This is a genomic window from Caballeronia sp. KNU42, assembly GCF_053760385.1.
This window is the reverse complement of the sequence record NZ_CM132388.1, coordinates 3,085,712-3,103,255: the sequence shown is the minus strand read 5'-3', so window position 1 is coordinate 3,103,255 and position 17,544 is coordinate 3,085,712. Positions and strand designations below refer to the sequence as shown.

Here is a 17,544-nt window from a genome sequence, read left to right as displayed (position 1 = left end):
ATCTGGGCGAAGACGTGTCGTTCTGCATGCGTGCGCGCCAGGCAGGAATATCGATATGGGCGCTGATTGACCAGACGGTGGTTCATTACGGGGCATCGGAGGTATCGGGTCAATACCTCCAGTCCATGCGACTCAACGGCAAAGTGACTTGAGAACGACGTGCCGCGCTTATCGTCCAAGCGCGGCGACACCAAACACCCCTCTTAAATCCCGCAAACCTCGCCGGTCCCTTCAAGTTCACGCGCCGCCTTCGCCCCTTCAACCTGCAGAATAGTCGGCAAGGAAACCCCGTTCTTCGCCGCCGTCACTTCAGCGAGAATCGAAACGGCAATTTCGGGCGGGGTTCTACTGCCGATATAAATCCCCACCGGCCCATGCAGGCGCGACAACTCGGCATCGGAGAGATCGAACTCTTTCAGCCTTTCCCTGCGCGCCGCGTTGTTCTTCCGCGATCCCAATGCGCCAACATAAAACGCCGGCGTCTTCAACGCTTCCATCAACGCCAGGTCGTCGAGCTTCGGGTCGTGCGTCAACGCAATCACCGCGCAACGCTCATCCAGTTTCATTTCCATCACGGTATCGTCGGGCATGGTGCGCACGATTTTCGTACCGGCCACATCCCACTCGTCGGTGTACTCCTCGCGCGGATCGCAGACCGTCACGTGGTAATCCAGCCCGACCGCGATACTGCATAAATACCGCGACAACTGCCCCGCCCCGATCACGAGCATCCGATACCGCGGTCCGTGAATAGTCGAGAGGGTGGTTTCATCGAACGTCACGCCATCGGTTGCTTGCGCCGGTTCGAGCTTGACCGCGCCGCTGGTCATATCGAGCGTACGTGTCACCAGCCGTCCGGCGAGAACGGCATCGCACAACTCAGCAATGCCGCTCGCCATCGACAACGGTTCAAGCACCAGTTGAATCGTCCCGCCGCAAGGCAGTCCGAACCGATGCGCCTCCTCCGCCGAGATGCCGTATTTCACGCTCTCGGGCTTCGTCTGCTCGATGCCGCGTTGCCTGACGCGTTCGATCAAATCGTCTTCAATGCAGCCGCCCGACACCGATCCCATCACCGCGCCGTCATCGCGCACGGCGAGCATCGCGCCTTCTGGCCGAGGCGACGAGCCCCACGTCTTGACTACAGTCACCAGCAACACGCGATGCCCCCGTTCGAGCCATCGCGCGCTGTTTCTCAGGACTTCGAGATCCACGCTGTCCATGATCTTTTCCTCTTCTTCTCTACACCTTCACCGTCCACCGAGTCGGACTCACCCTCGGGTTCATCGCCCTGTGTCAACTGCGCACTGAAACGCTTGAAAAATTCCCCGGCAATCTTTCTGGCCGCGCCGTCCACCAGCCGCGAGCCGATTTGCGCAAGCTTGCCGCCCACTTGCGCGTTCGCCGTATAAGTCAACGTGGTCGAATCCGCATTGTCGCCCGGTTCCAGGTTCACCTTCGCCTGCCCCTTGCCGAAACCGGCCGTCCCGCCTTGCCCCTCGAACACGATGGTGTACGTGTGCGGCGCGTCGATGTCCACCAAATTCATGCGCCCTTTGAATTTCGCTTTCACAGGTCCAACCGACGCCGTCATTGCCACCGCATACGCGTTTTCGCCATCGGCTTCTATGCTTTCGCAACCTGGAATGCACGCGCGCAGGATTTCAGTATCGTTCAACGCTTCCCAAGCGACATTCTGCGGCACAGGCAGATGATGCGTTTCGGTCAGTTCCATGACGTGTCTCCGGCTGATTTCCGGTCCGCCCGACGCGTCACCGCCGCCAGCTCCCGGCCGACAGCGTTCAGGCTGTCGAGATTGTGAGCCGCAAGCATCGCATCGACATGCGGCAGGATCGCCCGCACGCCCCGTGCGCGCGGGGTGAATTCGGTGTATCGAAGCAACGGATTGAGCCACACCAGCCGATGCGCAAAGCGCCTCAGGCGCAGCATTTCGGTTTCGAGGACATCGATTGCTTCGTGATCGAGCCCGTCCGTCACGAACAAAACCGTTGCGCGCCCGTTGAGCACCCGTCGCGCCCAGCGCCGGTTGAATTCAGCCAGCGCCGCGCCGATCCGCGTGCCGCCCGACCAGTCGACCACCTGATCGGAGATCGCGGCAATCGCGACGTCGGGATCACGTTCACGTAACGCCCGCGTGGCGTTGGTCAGGCGCGTGCCGAACAGGAAAACCTGCAGGCGCTCGCGCGATTGCAGCAAGGCATGGCAGAAGTAAAGCACAGCGCGGGAATACGCGCTCATCGACCCGGAAATGTCGAGCAGCAGGACAAGCGGCGGCCGGCGCTCGACCACTTTCTTGTATTTCCACGTGGTCCAATCGCCGCCCGAGCGCACAGCGCTGCGGGCGCTGGCGCGTAGATCCGCATGCGTGCCGTGCGATGCCGTTTTCAAACGCCGGGTCGGCTCCGTGGCGAGCGGCATTCTGTGCGAACGAATTTGATGTCGAAGCGCGCGCCATTCATCGGACGTAAGCGTGTCGAAATCGCGATGGCTCAGGCGTTCCTGCGCGCTGAATGTAATGCGCGCGTGGAGATGTTCAACAGTGTCCGGCGGGTTGTTTGCCGCCTTCAATGCAGCCGCGCGTGCGGCGAGGGCATCGGCGAGACGGTTGTTACGCTTGGGCGGCGGCACGCCGTTCGTCACTTTCGGCAGTAAAAGCGCGCGCAGTTTCCCTTCCCAATCGGGATCGCGCCAGAAAATATCAAAGGCTTGATGGAAAAGGTCGCGCTCGTCGGGCGCATGAACAAGTAGCGCAGCGAGCGCGGCGCGGACATCGTCGCGACGGGTGATATCGATCCAGCGCAGCGCTTCGAGCGCATCCACGCTGTGCGCGGGGGACATCGCCAAGCCCGCGCCGCGCAGCAATCGCACAAAATGCACAACGTTGTGGGCGAGCGTTGGCGTCGACATGTTCATTCAGGCCGGCGCGGCGAGGCACTGCGCGATCTCGGCGGCGTCCACGCGGGCGAGATCGTCCTGGTACTTCAGAAGCACGCCTAATGTGTCCTGCACCGATTGCGGATCGAGTTCACTGACCGAAAGCGCCGCCAGCGCCCGGCACCAGTCGATGGTCTCCGCCACGCCCGGCGCCTTGAACAAATCGAGCGTCCTCAGCCGATGCACAAACGCCACCGCTCGCGCCTGCAAATCCGCGCCGGCTTCGGGCGCGCGTGCAGCCACAATCTGCAGTTCCACGTCGCGCGCCGGATAGCCGATCCATTGATATAAACAGCGTCGCTTGAGCGCATCGTGGACCTCGCGAGTGCGATTCGATGTCATCACGACCAGCGGCGGCCGTTCGGCGCGCACGGTTCCGTATTCGGGAATCGATACCTGGAAATCCGACAGCAACTCGAGCAGGAAAGCTTCGAACGGTTCATCGGCGCGATCGATTTCATCGATTAACAGAACGCGTTGAGCGCCCGGATTCGAGGGGTCGGGCATGAGCGCTTGCAACAGCGGACGCTTGAGGAGGAACTCGCTTTTATAGAGCGAGTCGTTCGATGGTTGTTCGCCCGCCGCCTCGGCAAGCCGCAGCGCCATGATCTGGCGCGGATAGTCCCATTCGTAGAGTGCGCTGGCGGTGTCGAGTCCTTCGTAGCATTGCAGCCGCAGCATTTGCGTGCCGAGCATGCCGGCCGCCGCTTTTGCCAGTTCAGTCTTGCCAACCCCCGGCTCACCTTCCAGGAATAGCGGGCGCTGCATTTTCAACGCGAGGAAAAGCCCCGTCGCAAGTTCGCGGCTGGCGAAGTATTGCTGTCCGCTCAGGGCGGTGAGCGTTTCGTCGATCGAGGCTGGATCCATAAGATTCCTGGGTCTGGGTAGCTCAACGTTTGTTTCGCTCGCGCCGGGAGAACCCCAGCCCGTTCATCGGCGCGAGCAAAAAACCGAGGTGAACGAGAAGCTAGAACGCATTGGCCCTATCGACCGCCCTTCCGGCAAGTATCGGGATCAAATGCGCCCGATACTCGGCACTCGCGTGCATATCCTCGTTGAGGGTATCGGCGGAAATCGACGTGCTGCGCGCCGACGCAACAGAGAAATCCTTCGATAACGCATCCTCAAGCGCCGACGCACGAAACACTGACGCTGCCGCGCCCGTGATCGCCACTCGCACGCCACCCGCATGCTTCGCGACGAACACGCCGACCAGTGCAAAGTGCGACGCAGGATTGCGAAACTTCTCGTACCCGGCCCGCTCGGCGATCGGAAATTCAACCGATGTAATCAGCTCATCCGGCTCCAAAGCCGTCTCATACATGCCGAGGAAGAAGTCATCGGCGGTGATGCGCCGTCTATCGGTCACGATCGTCGCGTTCAACGCCAACACTGCCGCCGGATAACACGCTGCCGGATCATCGTTGGCAAGCGAGCCGCCGATCGTCCCGCGTTCCCGAACCTGCCGGTCGCCAATATGACCGGCAAGGTCCGCCAACCCCGGCAGCGCGCGCTGCACCTCCGGGTTCGCGGCAACCTGCGCATGACAAACCGCGCCGCCAATCGTCACCTTGTCACCCGTCACGGTGATGTCCTTCATCGTGCCAATGCGCGTCACATCCACCAGCGCCGACGGCTGCGCAAGCCGCAAGCGCATGGTCGGCAGCAAGCTCTGGCCGCCCGAGAGATATTTGGCGTCATCGTGCTGCTTGAGAAACGCCACCGCTGCGTCGGACTTGTCGGGCCGTTGATAGTCGAATGAGTACATGTCGAAGTCCTCTTAAGCGGGAGTCGAAGCGCCGCGAGCGGCCGAAGCATCGGCTGCGGCATGCATCGCGGCCCATACGCGATGCGGCGTGGCAGGCATCTGCAGATCCGTCACGCCGAGCGGCGAAAGTGCGTCGATGATCGCGTTGATCACCGCCGGCGGCGAGCCGATCGCGCCCGCTTCGCCGCAGCCTTTCACGCCCAACGGGTTGTGCACGCACGGCGTGCCTTTCGACGTTTCCACATCGAAGTTCGGCAGGTCGGACGCGTGCGGCATCGCATAGTCCATGAACGAACCGGACATCAGTTGGCCGCTCTCGTTGTCGTACACGGCGCGTTCCAGCATCGCCTGACCAATACCCTGCCCGATCCCGCCATGCACCTGCCCTTCGACGATCATCGGATTGATGATGTTGCCGAAATCATCGACGGCGGTGAACTTCTGGATGCGCGTTTCGCCGGTGTCCTGATCGACCTCCACCTCGCACAAATACGCGCCCGATGGATACGTGAAGTTGCTCGGATCGTAGAACGCGTTTTCGTTGAGACCCGGTTCGAGCTTGTCGAGCGGGAAGTTGTGCGGCACGTAGGCCGCCAGCGATACCTCCGCAAACGCCTTCGTCCGGTCGGTGCCTGCCACGCGGAAAATGCCGTCCTTGAACTCGATATCTTCCGCCGATGCCTCCAGCAAATGCGCGGCGATTTTCTTCGCCTTGTCCTCGATCTTGTCGAGCGCCTTCATGATCGCCGAGCCACCGACCGCGATGGACCGCGAGCCATACGTGCCCATGCCGAACGGAATCCGGCCAGTGTCGCCGTGGACGATCTCGATGTTGTCCATCGATACCCCCAGCCGGTCCGCCACCACTTGCGCGAACGTGGTTTCGTGCCCCTGCCCGTGGCTATGCGAGCCGGTGAACACGGTGACCGAACCCGTGGGATGTACGCGAATTTCGCCGGCTTCGAACAAGCCAGCCCGCGCGCCCAACGCGCCTGCGAGATTCGATGGCGCCAGCCCGCACGCCTCGATATAGCAGGAATAGCCAAGCCCGCGCAGCTTGCCGTTTTTCTTCGATTCCTCGCGTCGTGCGGGGAACCCCTCCACGTCGGCAAGTTCCATCGCCCGGTCGAGCAGCGCCGAGTAATCACCGGAATCGTAGGTCAGGCCGACTGGCGTGGTGTACGGCCATGAACGGATGAAGTTTCGCCGCCGCAATTCCGCAGGATCGATGTTCATCTCGCGCGCCGCCGTCTCCACGATACGTTCCAGCACGTACGTGGCTTCCGGACGCCCCGCGCCGCGATAAGCATCGACGGGAACCGTGTTCGTGAAAACTGCCTTCACCTCTGCGTAGATCGCAGGCGTGGCGTACTGGCCGGCGAGCAGCGTGGCGTAGAGGATGGTCGGGATCGCGGACGCGAAGGTGGATAGATACGCGCCCATGTTCGCCGTCGTGTGCACGCGCAGGCCGAGGAACTTGCCGTCTGGGTCCATCGCGAGTTCGGCTTTGGTGACGTGATCGCGGCCGTGGGCATCGGAGAGAAAAGCTTCCGAGCGCTCGCACGTCCACTTGATCGGCCGCCGGACTTTCTTCGACGCCCACGTCAACGCCACATCTTCCGCATACAGATAGATCTTCGAGCCGAAACCGCCGCCTACATCGGGCGCAATGATCCTCAGTTTCGACTCAGGCAACGACAACACAAACGCCGCCATCAACAACCGCTCGACGTGCGGATTCTGGTTCGCGACGTAGACCGTGTAGCTGTCGTCGGACTTCGAATAACTCGCGTTCACGGCACGCGGTTCGATCGCGTTCGGCACAAGGCGCTGATTCACGATATCCAGCGTGGTCACATGCGCGGCTTTGGCGAAAGCGGCGTCGGTGGCGGCTTTGTCGCCGTGGCCCCAGGTGTAACAGAGGTTGTTCGGCGCTTCATCGTGGACTTGCGGCTGGCCGGGGTCGGCGGCGGTGGCGGTATCGACGACAGCCGGCAGCACGTCGTAGTCCACTTCGATCAACTCGATCGCGTCCTTCGCTTGCTTCACCGATTCCGCGACGATCAACGCCACCTGGTCGCCCACGTGACGCACTTTCGTATGCGCAATCACGGGGTGCGGCGGTTCGTTCATCGGCTTGCCGTCGATGTTGTGGATCAGCCAGCCGCACGGCAATCCGCCGACGCTTTCGCCGGCCATGTCCGCGCCGGTGAAGATCGCGACGACGCCGGGCGCTTCTTTCGCTGCGGTAATGTCGATGCTGCGGATCGTCGCGTGCGCGTGGGGTGAGCGCAGGAAGACGCCGAAGGTTTGGCGGGGAAGGACGACGTCATCGGTGTACTGGCCGTTGCCCGTCAGGAAGCGATAGTCTTCCTTGCGTCTAACGGCAGCGCCGATCATGTGGTGGGTATCGGGTGTATCAGGGGCGTTCATCGCGGACTCCTGTTCAGGCGCGAATCTTCATCGGAAAAGGTGAGTGCGGCTTCGGTGAGGCTTTGCTGGAAGCGCGGACGGCGGCTCAGTGCGCGGCCCTCAGGGCGAGGCCTTCATGGCCTGCGCGCCCTGCACTATGGCTTTCACGATGTTGTGATACCCCGTACATCGACAGAGATTGCCGTCGAGTTGTTCTCGGACATCGGCTTCGGTGAGATCGGGCTTTTGCGCGGCAAGCGACGTCGCGCTCATCACCATGCCGGGCGTACAGAAGCCGCACTGCAGGCCATGGCACTCCTTGAACGCCGCTTGCATGGGATGGAGTTCACCGTCCTTCGCGATTCCCTCGATAGTCGTCACCGACGCCCCGTCCGCCTGCACGGCGAGGATATTGCACGACTTGATCGCGCGGCCATCCAGGTGAACGGTGCACGCGCCGCATTGGGCGGTATCGCAACCTATATGCGTACCCGTGAGACCCAACTCCTCACGGAGAAACTGGACCAGCAGGATGTGGGGTTCGACGGTGGCGGTAACGGCTTTGCCGTTGACCGTCAGACTGATGCTGAGCGCCATGCTTCTGTCTCCTTCGGGGGATAAACAGCCGAAGCTCACTCACCGCTTTTGTTTCACTGACCTTGCGACTTCACGAGTGTGAGTGTCTGGCTGGGTTCGTGTTTATTTGTTGTAGCAATGAGTAAAGCACAAAACGAAAACCGTCGCTATTGGGCTAAAGGCGGGTGGGGACAAAGGATTGCGGGGGTGAGTCTCGCGGAAAGCGGACGTAAAAACGCCGCCTCGATGGGCGGCGTAAGGCTTAAGCGGCTGGGTTCAACCTCCGCGTGTCACTCCACCCCGCGCCCCAGTTTCGAATGCCGGCGCGAATAGCCGAAATAGATCGCCAGCCCGATTGCGAGCCACACCACGAATGCAATCCACGTCACCGCTTGCAGATTCAGCATCAGGAACAGGCAAGCCAGAACCGCCAGCACCGGCACGACCGGCACGCCCGGGCAACGGAACGCACGCGGCAAATCAGGTTGCGTACGACGCAAGATCAGCACCGCAATGGACACCATCGAAAACGCGGCCAGCGTGCCGATATTGATCAACTCCGCCAGCACGTTGAGCGGCACGAGCGCGCCGATCAGCCCGAAGAACAGACCCACGAGCCACGTCGTAAAGAACGGCGTGCCGAATTTCGGATGCACCTTCGACAAACGCGCGGGCAGCAAGCCATCGCGGGACATAGCGTAGATGATGCGGGTCTGGCCATAGCTCATCACCAGGATCACGGTCAGCATGCCGAGCACCGCGCCCAGATCGATGAAACCCGCCACCCACGTTTGCCCCACGACCTGCAGCGCGTACGACACCGGATGCGAGATATTGGCGAACTGCGCCGACGGAACAATCCCCGTCACCACGGCGGCCACCGCTACATAAAGCACGGCGCACACCGCCAATGACGAAATAATGCCGATCGGCAAATCGCGTTTCGGATTCTTCACTTCTTCCGCCGCCGACGACACCGAGTCGAAGCCGATAAACGCAAAGAACATCACGGCCGCCGCCCCGAACACGCCGTTCCAGCCGTTCGGCATGAACGGATGCCAGTTCGCCGGCGTGACGTGGAACACGCCGACGCCGATCACCATCAGCACGACCGTGACCTTGATCGCGACCATTACGTTGTTCACGCGCGCCGATTCCTTGATACCGATCGACAGCAGCGACGTGATCGCCATCATCACAAGAAACGCGGGCAGGTTGAACAGGGTGAAATGCCCGGGCACGGCACCGGGCGCCGCTGTCAGCACCGTAGGCAACCCGATGCCGAAGCCCGACAGCAGCGACTGCAGATAACCCGACCAGCCGACCGACACCGCGGAGGTCGCCAGCCCGTATTCCAGCATCAAATCCCAGCCGATAACCCACGCGGCGAGTTCGCCGAGCGTGGCATACGAATACGTGTAGATGGAGCCGGCGACGGGAATGGTCGATGCAAACTCCGCGTACGCGAGCGCCGCGAGAGCGCACGCAATGGCGGCGAGAATAAACGACACCATCAGCGCCGGACCGGCTTGCACCGCGCCCGTCCCGGTAAGCACGAAGATCCCCGTGCCGATAATCGCGCCGACACCGAGAAACGTCAGATCGAGCGCCCCCAACGTTTTTTTGAGTCCGGCGCGTTGCGCGCCGGCGAGCATGTGCTCGATGCTTTTCTTGCGGAACAGGGACATGAACGGGTGACTCCTCAAACATCGAGCGCAGCGCGCTAAATCGATTGGAAAACCCGCGATTTTATCGGATTGAGGAAGTTAAGCGTCGCGAAACGTTGCACACATTGGAATTTTGACTTCCCGGTGTCAGCGAATTTTTTCCAAAAACGTTTGGAAATTGTGTATCAGGGCGAATTTGAGATCAGATCAGCTTTCGGAAACTGCATCAGTAGTAAAAGCCGCTTTTCAGGGCATCTTGTCGCAACGTTGAATTGCATGACACGATTGGTTGATGGAGCCGTCAAATGAAAAAACCGAAGCACAAGGGCTTCGGTTTTTGTTTTCCAGCACGCGGGCAAGGCGCCGAGCAAAGCTCAACCGACGAAGGCCTTTTCCACGACGTAATGTCCCGGATGATTGTTGCTGCCTTCCTGGAAGCCCATTTCATCGAGGAGCTGACGCGTGTCGCGCAGCATGTGCGGGCTGCCGCAAAGCATGACTCGGTCGTTTTCCACCGAGAACGGCGCCACGTCCAGATCGGCGAACAGCTTCTTCGTTTCGATCAGGTCCGTGATCCGGCCGCGATTGGCAAACTCTTCACGGGTAACCGTCGGGTAATACACCAGCTTTTCCTGGATCAGCTCGCCCAGATGCTCGTGCGCCGGAAGGTGCTCGGTAATGAAGTCCTTGTACGCGAGTTCATCGACGAAACGGCAGGTGTGCGTGAGCACGATCTTGTCGAAACGGTCGTAGACGTCCGGGTCCTTGATGATCGACATGAACGGAGCCAAGCCTGTACCCGTCGACAACAGCCACAGCGTCTTGCCGGGCAGCAGGTTATCGGCGACCAGCGTACCCACCGGCTTCTTGCCGATCAACACCGGATCGCCCACCTTCAAATGCTGAAGACGCGATGTCAGCGGACCATCCTGCACCTTGATGCTCAGAAATTCGAGGTGCTCTTCGTAGTTCGCGCTCGCCAGGCTGTAAGCGCGCAAGAGCGGCTTGCCATCGACTTCGAGGCCAACCATGGTGAACTGGCCGTTTTCGAAACGGAACGCGGAATCGCGCGTGCAAGTGAAGCTGAACAGCGTATCGGTCCAGTGATGGACGCTTAGAACGGTTTGAGGATTAAGGTTGCTCATGGCTTCATGGATAGTGCGGAATCAGGGCGGCGCAGTAGTGCGTTCCGGCGACCCTTGTCTGATCAACTTGGGCTCGATTCCGGCGACAACACCTCGAAGGCGCGACGAAAGCAATGCGTGATGCTAAAGCGGAATTTCCGGCGATATGCGAGAACCGGGTCGAGCGCTGCAAGACCCGCGCGTTCGGAGCGAATGTTCCGCATTCCCCGCTTGCCTCACGCGTAATCCCGTATTTTACCGCACACGCGATTTCGGGGTTCGAAGCGCGTCTTTTTTACGCGCGGCACAGGAATGTTCGACCTATACGCGCGATCCGCGGCCAGGATCGTCTGGACAACGGACCGTATGGCGCGCCAAATCCGATATAAAACTCGATCGGGACGAAGCAAGCGTTGCGGAGTCCGCATGATAGCAACCCGTGCGGGCAGCAAGGCAAAAGCCCTGCTGCCGTCAGGCTGGTTCTGGCGAGGTGAAATGGGACGCGGCGCTGAGATTCCCGTTGGCATCCTTTTCGAAGCGACGTTGTGGCTTCAATCAAGAGCCGAGGGAACGCAGCCCGCGCAGCGCCCCCTCATGCTCGTCAGCGGGGATTCAGATCCGCTGATCCGTCGACGGTTTTTCCCACAGGTTGATCCCGCCTTCCGTCGCGTGCTGATCGATTTCGGCGAGTTCTTCCTTCGAAAACTCCAGGTTCTTCAAGGCGCCGACGTTCTCCGTGACTTGTTCGGGACGGCTCGCGCCGATCAGCACCGACGTCACGCGCCCACCGCGCAATGCCCACGCCAATGCCATTTGCGCGAGGCTTTGGCCGCGCCGCTGCGCGAGCTCGTTGAGCTTGCGCACATGGTCGATATTCTTCTCGCTCAAATGCTCCTGCTTCAGCGACCCGCCGCCGGGCTTGTTGACTCGCGCATCAGCCGGAATGCCGTTCAGGTATTTGCCCGTCAGCAGCCCCTGCGCCAGCGGCGTGAACGCGATACTGCCCGCGCCCACATCGTCGAGCGTATCGAGCAGGTCTTCCTCGATCCACCGGTTCAGCATGTTGTAGGACGGCTGATGAATCAGCAGCGGCACTTTATGCTCGGCCAGCAGCTTCGCCATCTCGCGCGTCTTGGTCGACGAATACGACGAAATGCCCACGTACAACGCCTTGCCCGAATGCACGGCGGTCGCGAGCGCGCCCGCGGTTTCTTCGAGCGGCGTGTCGGCATCGAAACGATGCGAATAGAAGATATCGACGTAATCCAGGCCCATGCGCTGCAGGCTTTGATCAAGCGACGCAAGCACGTATTTCCGCGATCCACCGCCCTGGCCGTACGGCCCCGGCCACATGTCCCAGCCCGCCTTCGACGAAATCAGCAATTCGTCGCGATACGGCCGGAAATCGTCCTTGAACAAGCGCCCGAAATTCGTTTCCGCGCTGCCGTACGGCGGGCCGTAGTTGTTCGCGAGATCGAAGTGCGTAATGCCAAGATCGAACGCGGTGCGCAGGATGTCGCGCTGCGTGGAGATCGGCGTGGTGTCGCCGAAGTTGTGCCAAAGACCCAGCGACAACGCCGGCAACTTCAGGCCGCTCTTGCCGCAGGTGCGGTAAGTCATCTCTGAATAGCGTTCGGAAGCTGCTTCGTAAGCCATGACGGAATCCTCGAATTGGGTGAACGGACAATGGGATGTGCAACTACAGGCAAGCAACAATCGCGCGGGTCATATCGTCTGACCGTCTGACGTTCGCCGAGTCCGCCATGGTAGCGAATCGCGCGAACTCGTGCCGGGCTTGACCTGAAAGACTTCAAGGCTATCCCGATATTCGGGACACGGCCAAATGGCCGACAGGGGAACGATTAGGGAGCGGACCCGGCCCAACCCTGTTCATTCGAACGAGGAGAAGTTTCATGGACCCGCTGGACAAATTACGCCCTGTCTACAATTTCTTGCTGACAGCAGGCGTCACCTACGGCTTCGACATCCTGATGGCCATCTTGATTCTACTGGTCGGCTGGTGGGTATCGAACCGGGTGGCGAACGCGGTGAAACGCGCGCTCGGCCGTACGAACGCGGACGCCACATTCACGCCCGTCATGGCGAGCCTGGTGCAATGGGCGATCCGCGTGGTCGCCATTGTTGCAGCGCTGGGCAAATTCGGCGTCGCGGCGGCCAGCATCCTGACCGTGCTCGGCGCCGCCGGACTGGCCATCGGCCTCGCCTTGCAAGGTACGCTGCAGAACATTGCAGCGGGCTTGATGCTGTTGCTGCTGCGGCCGTTCAAGGTGGGTGACTACATTGAAGGAGCCGGGGCGACGGCCGGAACCGTCAACGAAATTGGCTTGTTCAGCACTCGTCTGACGAAAAGCGACGGCGTCGTCATGTTCGTGCCGAACAGCACGATCTGGGCGAACCCGGTCACCAACTTCACGGCCAACGACCGGCGGCGCGTGGTGCTGAATGTGATCATCCCGGACGATCAAAATATCGAAGAGTCGCTGGCTTCGCTGCATCGGATTGTGGATACCGATCCGCGCATCATCATCGACGACAAGACCAAACCGTGGATCGCCGTCTCCGACTACACCGATACCGGCGTGAAACTGAACGTCGCCGTCTGGACGGCCCGGACCGATTACGCGACCGTGCAGGCCGATTTGCTGCGCCAGATCAAGCCGGGCATCAAGCCAGCCCCGCAGCCACCCGCACCTGGGACGGGCGCTGCGCTGGACGATCCGGCCAAGGCCCAATAAGCTTGCCCTCCGAACATTGAAGAGACTTCCATGACCAAGGCATTTTCCATTGCACTGATCGTAGGCGGCGTCGTGTTGCTGTATTTCGGCGGCCAGTCGTTCCATTCGTTGGGCAACGACGTCTCGCGCTTCTTCACCGGCGCGCCGACGAACAAGACGATCTGGCTGATCGCCGCAGGCGCGGTCGCCATGCTGGCCGGGTTGATCGGCCTGGCGATACCTGGCAAGCGCTGATACTCGCGCGTCTGCTTCAGATAAGCGGCACGTCCACCATCGATGCCGAACGTGTTCCCGGCAAGGGCAAGTTGCTGGCGCCCCGATAGGTGTAGACCAGCGAGAATTTCACCTGATCGGTGAGATTCTTGCCGGCCGAATGCAGCGTGTTGCAGTGGAAGAACACGACGTCGCCGGCATTCAGTTTCGGCGATACCGCGCTGCGAATCAGCACTTCGTTCTCGGGCAGGTCCGAACGGAAGAACTTGGCTTTATCGAAACGTTCGGACGTGAACGGCAACTTGTGCGACATCGGCACGAACCACAACGCGCCGTTTTCGACCGTCTCGTTACCCAGCGCCACCCACGCCGACACCAGGTCATCCCGCTCGAAGTTCCAATAACGCACGTCGCGATGCCAGCCGGTCAGGCTGCCGTAAGCCGGATGTTTCGTCATCACGCAGTTGTGATGCGCGCGCGAAAGCGTTGGCGCCTCGCCGAAATACACCTCCATCCAACCGCGTACATCGGGCGACGTGGCCCAGGCGGCGAATTGCGGATCGCGCCCGTATGCGTCGAGCAGGCGTCGCACGGTATGCCCTCCGGGCGCGTCCTTCGAATTCGGCGCACCCGGATATTGCAGGTCGGCTTCGAACTCCACGGGCGCCGCAGCTTCTGCCAACTGCTGCCGCGCCACGTGGCGCATGGCTTCGCAGCGTTCCGGCGTGACGAGGCCGGGCACCACCACGTAGCCGTTCTCACGCAACGCGCGGACTTGTTCCATCTTTGATTGATTCGGCATATCGACTCACAGGAAAGCAACTGACCGGCTGGCTTCAACGGGCTGCAGACAAGCCGGCTAATTAGGGCGAATACATCGATTGTAAATCGCCCGGAGCGTCCGGCGCTCCGTCCTGCGGGTTTCGCGCTGTTGAACAATCGCTCGAACACCCGTGCGGGAAAATGCCGACTTCCGGCAGTAACATTTCTTCTATAACCTGCCGTCGTGCATTGAGAGAGCCCATCGAAAATCGCTTTCGATGAAAATCTATTAAATAAGTGCGCGCTTCAGGCTCGCAACTTTTATTGTGTTCAATCGATCAAACTGTTGAACGCTTTTTTTGATCCGACTAATGTCGGGTTGCAGCCATTGCGAACCCGAGCCTGTGGAATCCATGAATATCCGTTTCACGAATCGTCTCACCCGTGCCGCCGTCCGCGCTGCACGCCCTGCCGGACGTAGCGTCGTGCGGGCCTTACGCCATCATTCCGCGCGCACTCAATTGCTCGCGGGACAATTCAGGAATACCCACCCCGTCGATGGTATTCGTTCCTGGTTTCACGGATTTTTTTCGAATCTGCGATTAAGGGCGGCATCGCGACAGGCCGCATTTAAAGCGTTATTGCGAAAACCAACGCAATTACGCGCGCCTGTGGCTAAATTGAAATTGGCGCCTGGTGTGATTAATACGAAAAGCCGTCGTCCGCGCAGGCTTTCCACCAGCGACGGATGGTTTGCGTTTGCAGCCCGCTGATTATTCCTGAAGACGCAAAGCCTTGGTCTTAGCTCGGTTGTCCTCACGCGTGCGCGGTTTTGCCGCTTCGAGCGCGCGAGAGGCACCCACAGCGCCATCATAGAAAAAGCCCGCTGAGCGTCACGCTCAGCGGGCTTTTTTACACACTCAAACGAGACCTTCAGGCCGTTTCAACAACCGGTTCCGTTCCAGCGGCTTCCGCCAGCAGCAGTGCCTTGTCCGTGGCTTCCCACGTGAATTCCGGCTCTTCACGGCCAAAGTGGCCATACGCAGCCGACTTCTCATAGATAGGACGCAGCAGGTCGAGCATCTGGATGATGCCCTTCGGACGCAGGTCGAAATGCTCAAGCACGAGCTCCTGGATCCTTTCATCCGACACGCGGCCCGTGCCGAACGTGTTGACCATGACCGAAGTCGGGCGTGCCACGCCGATCGCGTAGGACACCTGGATCAGGCATCGCGAAGCCAATCCTGCCGCGACAATGTTCTTCGCGACATAACGGCCTGCATACGCTGCGGAGCGATCGACCTTCGACGGGTCCTTGCCCGAGAACGCGCCGCCGCCATGAGGCGCCGCGCCACCGTAGGTGTCGACGATGATCTTGCGACCCGTCAATCCGCAATCGCCTTGCGGACCGCCGATCACGAAACGTCCGGTCGGGTTCACCAGGAACTTGATGTCGCCCTTGATCAGCTCGGCCGGCAGCACCGGCTTGATGACTTCTTCGATCACGGCTTCACGCAGCGCTTTCAGTTCGATGTCCGGTGCATGTTGCGTGGAGAGCACGACGGTGTCGATGCTGTGCGCCTTGCCATCGACATAACGCACGGTCACCTGGGACTTCGCGTCCGGACGCAGCCAGTTCAGGCGGCCGTCGCGACGCAGATTCGCCTGACGCTCAACCAGCCGGTGTGCCAGGTGAATGGGCAGCGGCATCAGTTCGGGCGTTTCGTCGCATGCGTAGCCGAACATCAGGCCTTGGTCGCCGGCGCCCTGATCGAGGTTGTCGTCATGAGCGGCGTCCACGCCTTGCGCGATGTCGCGCGATTGTTTGTCGTACGCGACGAGCACTGCGCAGCCGCGATAGTCGATGCCGTATTCCGTGTTGTCGTAACCGATACGCTTGATGGTGTCACGCGCGACCTGGATGTAGTCGACGTTAGCCTGCGTGGTGATTTCGCCCGCCAGAACGACCAGACCCGTGTTGCAAAGGGTTTCTGCCGCGACGCGCGAATACTTGTCCTGCGCCAGGATGGCGTCGAGGATGGCGTCGGAGATCTGGTCGGCTACCTTGTCCGGGTGGCCTTCGGAGACGGATTCAGAGGTAAAGAAGTAATTATTTGACACGCTTCAGACTCCATTTGAGTACGGGTAAGTTGCTCACGTAGCCGACTTCGTCTGGAGTCTGAAGCGGCGACGCTTTAGCGGAAAACATGGTCCGGAAAGCACCGTTAAGCGCTGTCTGGCTTCGCCCCGCAAGTTGTCCATTAACTCGGCGAAGGTTTTATTATAGCGGCTTCTCACTTTTGTCACAGAGCCGAACGTTTGCTGCCCGCCCAGATAGACCCTCACCCCCGCCATGCCCGGAACGCTCCCCGGCAAAATCGAATTCCGAACTTCCGGACCCATGGGAGCGTCACATGTTAGGTCGCATTGGCGTCGCCCTCGCAGTGGGCTTCCTGAAACTGCTTGCCCTCATTCCCTACGGCATCACCGCCCGTTTCGGCGACGGTCTCGGCTGGCTGCTTTATCAAGTCCCGAGCCACAGGAAACGGATCGTGCATATCAACCTCGGCCTGTGTTTTCCCGAGTGGACGCCCGAGCGCCGGGAAGAAGTCGCCCAGAAACACTTCCGGCACGCGATCCGCAGTTACGTGGAGCGCAGCGTGCAATGGTTCGGCTCGGCGGAGAAACTCACCAAGCTGATCCAGGTGGACAGTGAAGTCGACCTCCTCGATCCCGACATGCCGCCCACGTTGCTGCTCGGCTTTCACTTCGTCGCGATCGAGGCGGCTTCAGTGTGGATCAACTACTCGCTGCACCGGACGTGCGGTTCGCTGTATCAGCCGATGTCGAACAAGGCGCTCGACGAAATAGCCAAGAAGCAGCGTGGCCGTTTCGACGCCGAAATGGCGAGCCGCGCCGACAGCGCGCGCATCGTGTTGCGCTGGTTGCGGGACCGCAAGCCCGTCATGCTCGGCGCCGACATGGACTACGGCATGCGCAACTCCACCTTCGTGCCGTTCTTCGGCGTGCAAGCATGCACATTGACGGCGGTCGGCCGCCTGGCCAAGACCGGGCACGCGCAAATCATGCCGTTCGTGGGCGAAGTGCTGCCGAACTACAAGGGTTACCGGCTGCGGGTCTTCAAGCCCTGGGACAACTACCCGACCGGCGACGACGCAGCCGACGCCCGCCGCATGAACGCATTTCTCGAAGAGCAGGTCCGGCTGATGCCCGAGCAGTATTACTGGGTGCACAAGCGCTTCAAGACGAGACCGCCGGGCGAGCCGGGCTTTTATTGACGGGCTGGTACC

16 protein-coding genes are annotated in these 17,544 nt (G+C 60.7%); 4 read left to right on the top strand and 12 right to left on the bottom strand.

Translation table 11 applies throughout. The features are described 5' to 3' along the window. Nucleotides 1-203: 203 nt before the first annotated feature. The 10 genes from ACSOSP_RS13965 to mgrA form a co-directional block, all read right to left on the bottom strand. Entirely contained in the window at nt 204-1,223 is a 1,020-nt protein-coding gene (locus tag ACSOSP_RS13965) for an XdhC family protein (protein ID WP_455307526.1), read from the bottom strand. Continuing rightward, nucleotides 1,196-1,735 carry a CoxG family protein gene (locus tag ACSOSP_RS13960; protein ID WP_455307524.1) on the bottom strand — a complete coding sequence of 180 codons (540 nt, stop codon included), beginning with the start codon at nt 1,733-1,735 and terminating at the stop codon, nt 1,196-1,198. Before ACSOSP_RS13960 ends, ACSOSP_RS13965 begins: the two co-directional genes overlap by 28 nt. Further along, complete coding sequence (locus tag ACSOSP_RS13955; RefSeq protein ID WP_455307522.1) at nt 1,726-2,928, bottom strand: vWA domain-containing protein; 1,203 nt, start codon at nt 2,926-2,928, stop codon at nt 1,726-1,728. Before ACSOSP_RS13955 ends, ACSOSP_RS13960 begins: the two co-directional genes overlap by 10 nt. Nucleotides 2,929-2,934: 6 nt before the next feature. Then, nucleotides 2,935-3,822, bottom strand: coding sequence for an AAA family ATPase (locus tag ACSOSP_RS13950; protein ID WP_455307520.1), 888 nt, complete (start codon nt 3,820-3,822; stop codon nt 2,935-2,937). 100 nt (nt 3,823-3,922) lie between these two features. After that, entirely contained in the window at nt 3,923-4,723 is an 801-nt protein-coding gene (locus ACSOSP_RS13945; protein WP_455307519.1) for an FAD binding domain-containing protein, read from the bottom strand. 12 nt (nt 4,724-4,735) lie between these two features. Further along, a complete protein-coding gene (locus ACSOSP_RS13940; protein WP_455307517.1) occupies nt 4,736-7,156 on the bottom strand; it encodes a xanthine dehydrogenase family protein molybdopterin-binding subunit in 2,421 nt (806 codons plus the stop codon). A 99-nt stretch (nt 7,157-7,255) separates the two neighbouring features. Continuing rightward, nucleotides 7,256-7,732 carry a (2Fe-2S)-binding protein gene (locus tag ACSOSP_RS13935; protein WP_455307515.1) on the bottom strand — a complete coding sequence of 159 codons (477 nt, stop codon included), beginning with the start codon at nt 7,730-7,732 and terminating at the stop codon, nt 7,256-7,258. A 269-nt stretch (nt 7,733-8,001) separates the two neighbouring features. Then, a complete protein-coding gene (locus ACSOSP_RS13930; RefSeq protein WP_455307513.1) occupies nt 8,002-9,399 on the bottom strand; it encodes an amino acid permease in 1,398 nt (465 codons plus the stop codon). A 353-nt stretch (nt 9,400-9,752) separates the two neighbouring features. Next, nucleotides 9,753-10,523 (bottom strand): ferredoxin--NADP reductase, encoded by a 771-nt coding sequence (locus ACSOSP_RS13925; RefSeq protein ID WP_089166527.1) that lies wholly within the window; start codon nt 10,521-10,523, stop codon nt 9,753-9,755. Nucleotides 10,524-11,114: 591 nt separating this feature from the next. After that, on the bottom strand, nt 11,115-12,158 hold the full coding sequence (mgrA, locus tag ACSOSP_RS13920; protein WP_455307511.1) for an L-glyceraldehyde 3-phosphate reductase: 1,044 nt from the start codon (nt 12,156-12,158) through the stop codon (nt 11,115-11,117). Between the two features lie 257 nt (nt 12,159-12,415). Between mgrA and ACSOSP_RS13915 the strand changes: the two genes are divergently transcribed. Both ACSOSP_RS13915 and ACSOSP_RS13910 read left to right on the top strand, forming a co-directional pair. After that, nucleotides 12,416-13,258, top strand: coding sequence for a mechanosensitive ion channel family protein (locus tag ACSOSP_RS13915; RefSeq protein WP_455307509.1), 843 nt, complete (start codon nt 12,416-12,418; stop codon nt 13,256-13,258). A gap of 30 nt (nt 13,259-13,288) precedes the next feature. Further along, nucleotides 13,289-13,492, top strand: coding sequence for a DUF3185 family protein (locus tag ACSOSP_RS13910; protein ID WP_455307507.1), 204 nt, complete (start codon nt 13,289-13,291; stop codon nt 13,490-13,492). Nucleotides 13,493-13,508: 16 nt separating this feature from the next. Here ACSOSP_RS13910 and ACSOSP_RS13905 read toward each other — a convergent pair whose 3' ends face one another. Then, nucleotides 13,509-14,273, bottom strand: a complete 765-nt coding sequence (locus ACSOSP_RS13905) for a phytanoyl-CoA dioxygenase family protein (RefSeq protein WP_455307505.1) — start codon at nt 14,271-14,273, stop codon at nt 13,509-13,511. Nucleotides 14,274-14,646: 373 nt separating this feature from the next. On the opposite strand from ACSOSP_RS13905, the gene ACSOSP_RS13900 reads away from it, so the two are divergent. Further along, on the top strand, nt 14,647-15,006 hold the full coding sequence (locus tag ACSOSP_RS13900; RefSeq protein ID WP_455307503.1) for a hypothetical protein: 360 nt from the start codon (nt 14,647-14,649) through the stop codon (nt 15,004-15,006). Between the two features lie 160 nt (nt 15,007-15,166). Here the strand turns inward: ACSOSP_RS13900 and metK are convergent, their stop codons facing one another. Continuing rightward, a complete protein-coding gene (metK, locus tag ACSOSP_RS13895; protein ID WP_455307501.1) occupies nt 15,167-16,354 on the bottom strand; it encodes a methionine adenosyltransferase in 1,188 nt (395 codons plus the stop codon). A 293-nt stretch (nt 16,355-16,647) separates the two neighbouring features. On the opposite strand from metK, the gene ACSOSP_RS13890 reads away from it, so the two are divergent. After that, complete coding sequence (locus ACSOSP_RS13890; RefSeq protein ID WP_455307499.1) at nt 16,648-17,532, top strand: lipid A biosynthesis lauroyl acyltransferase; 885 nt, start codon at nt 16,648-16,650, stop codon at nt 17,530-17,532. Nucleotides 17,533-17,544: the final 12 nt, after the last annotated feature.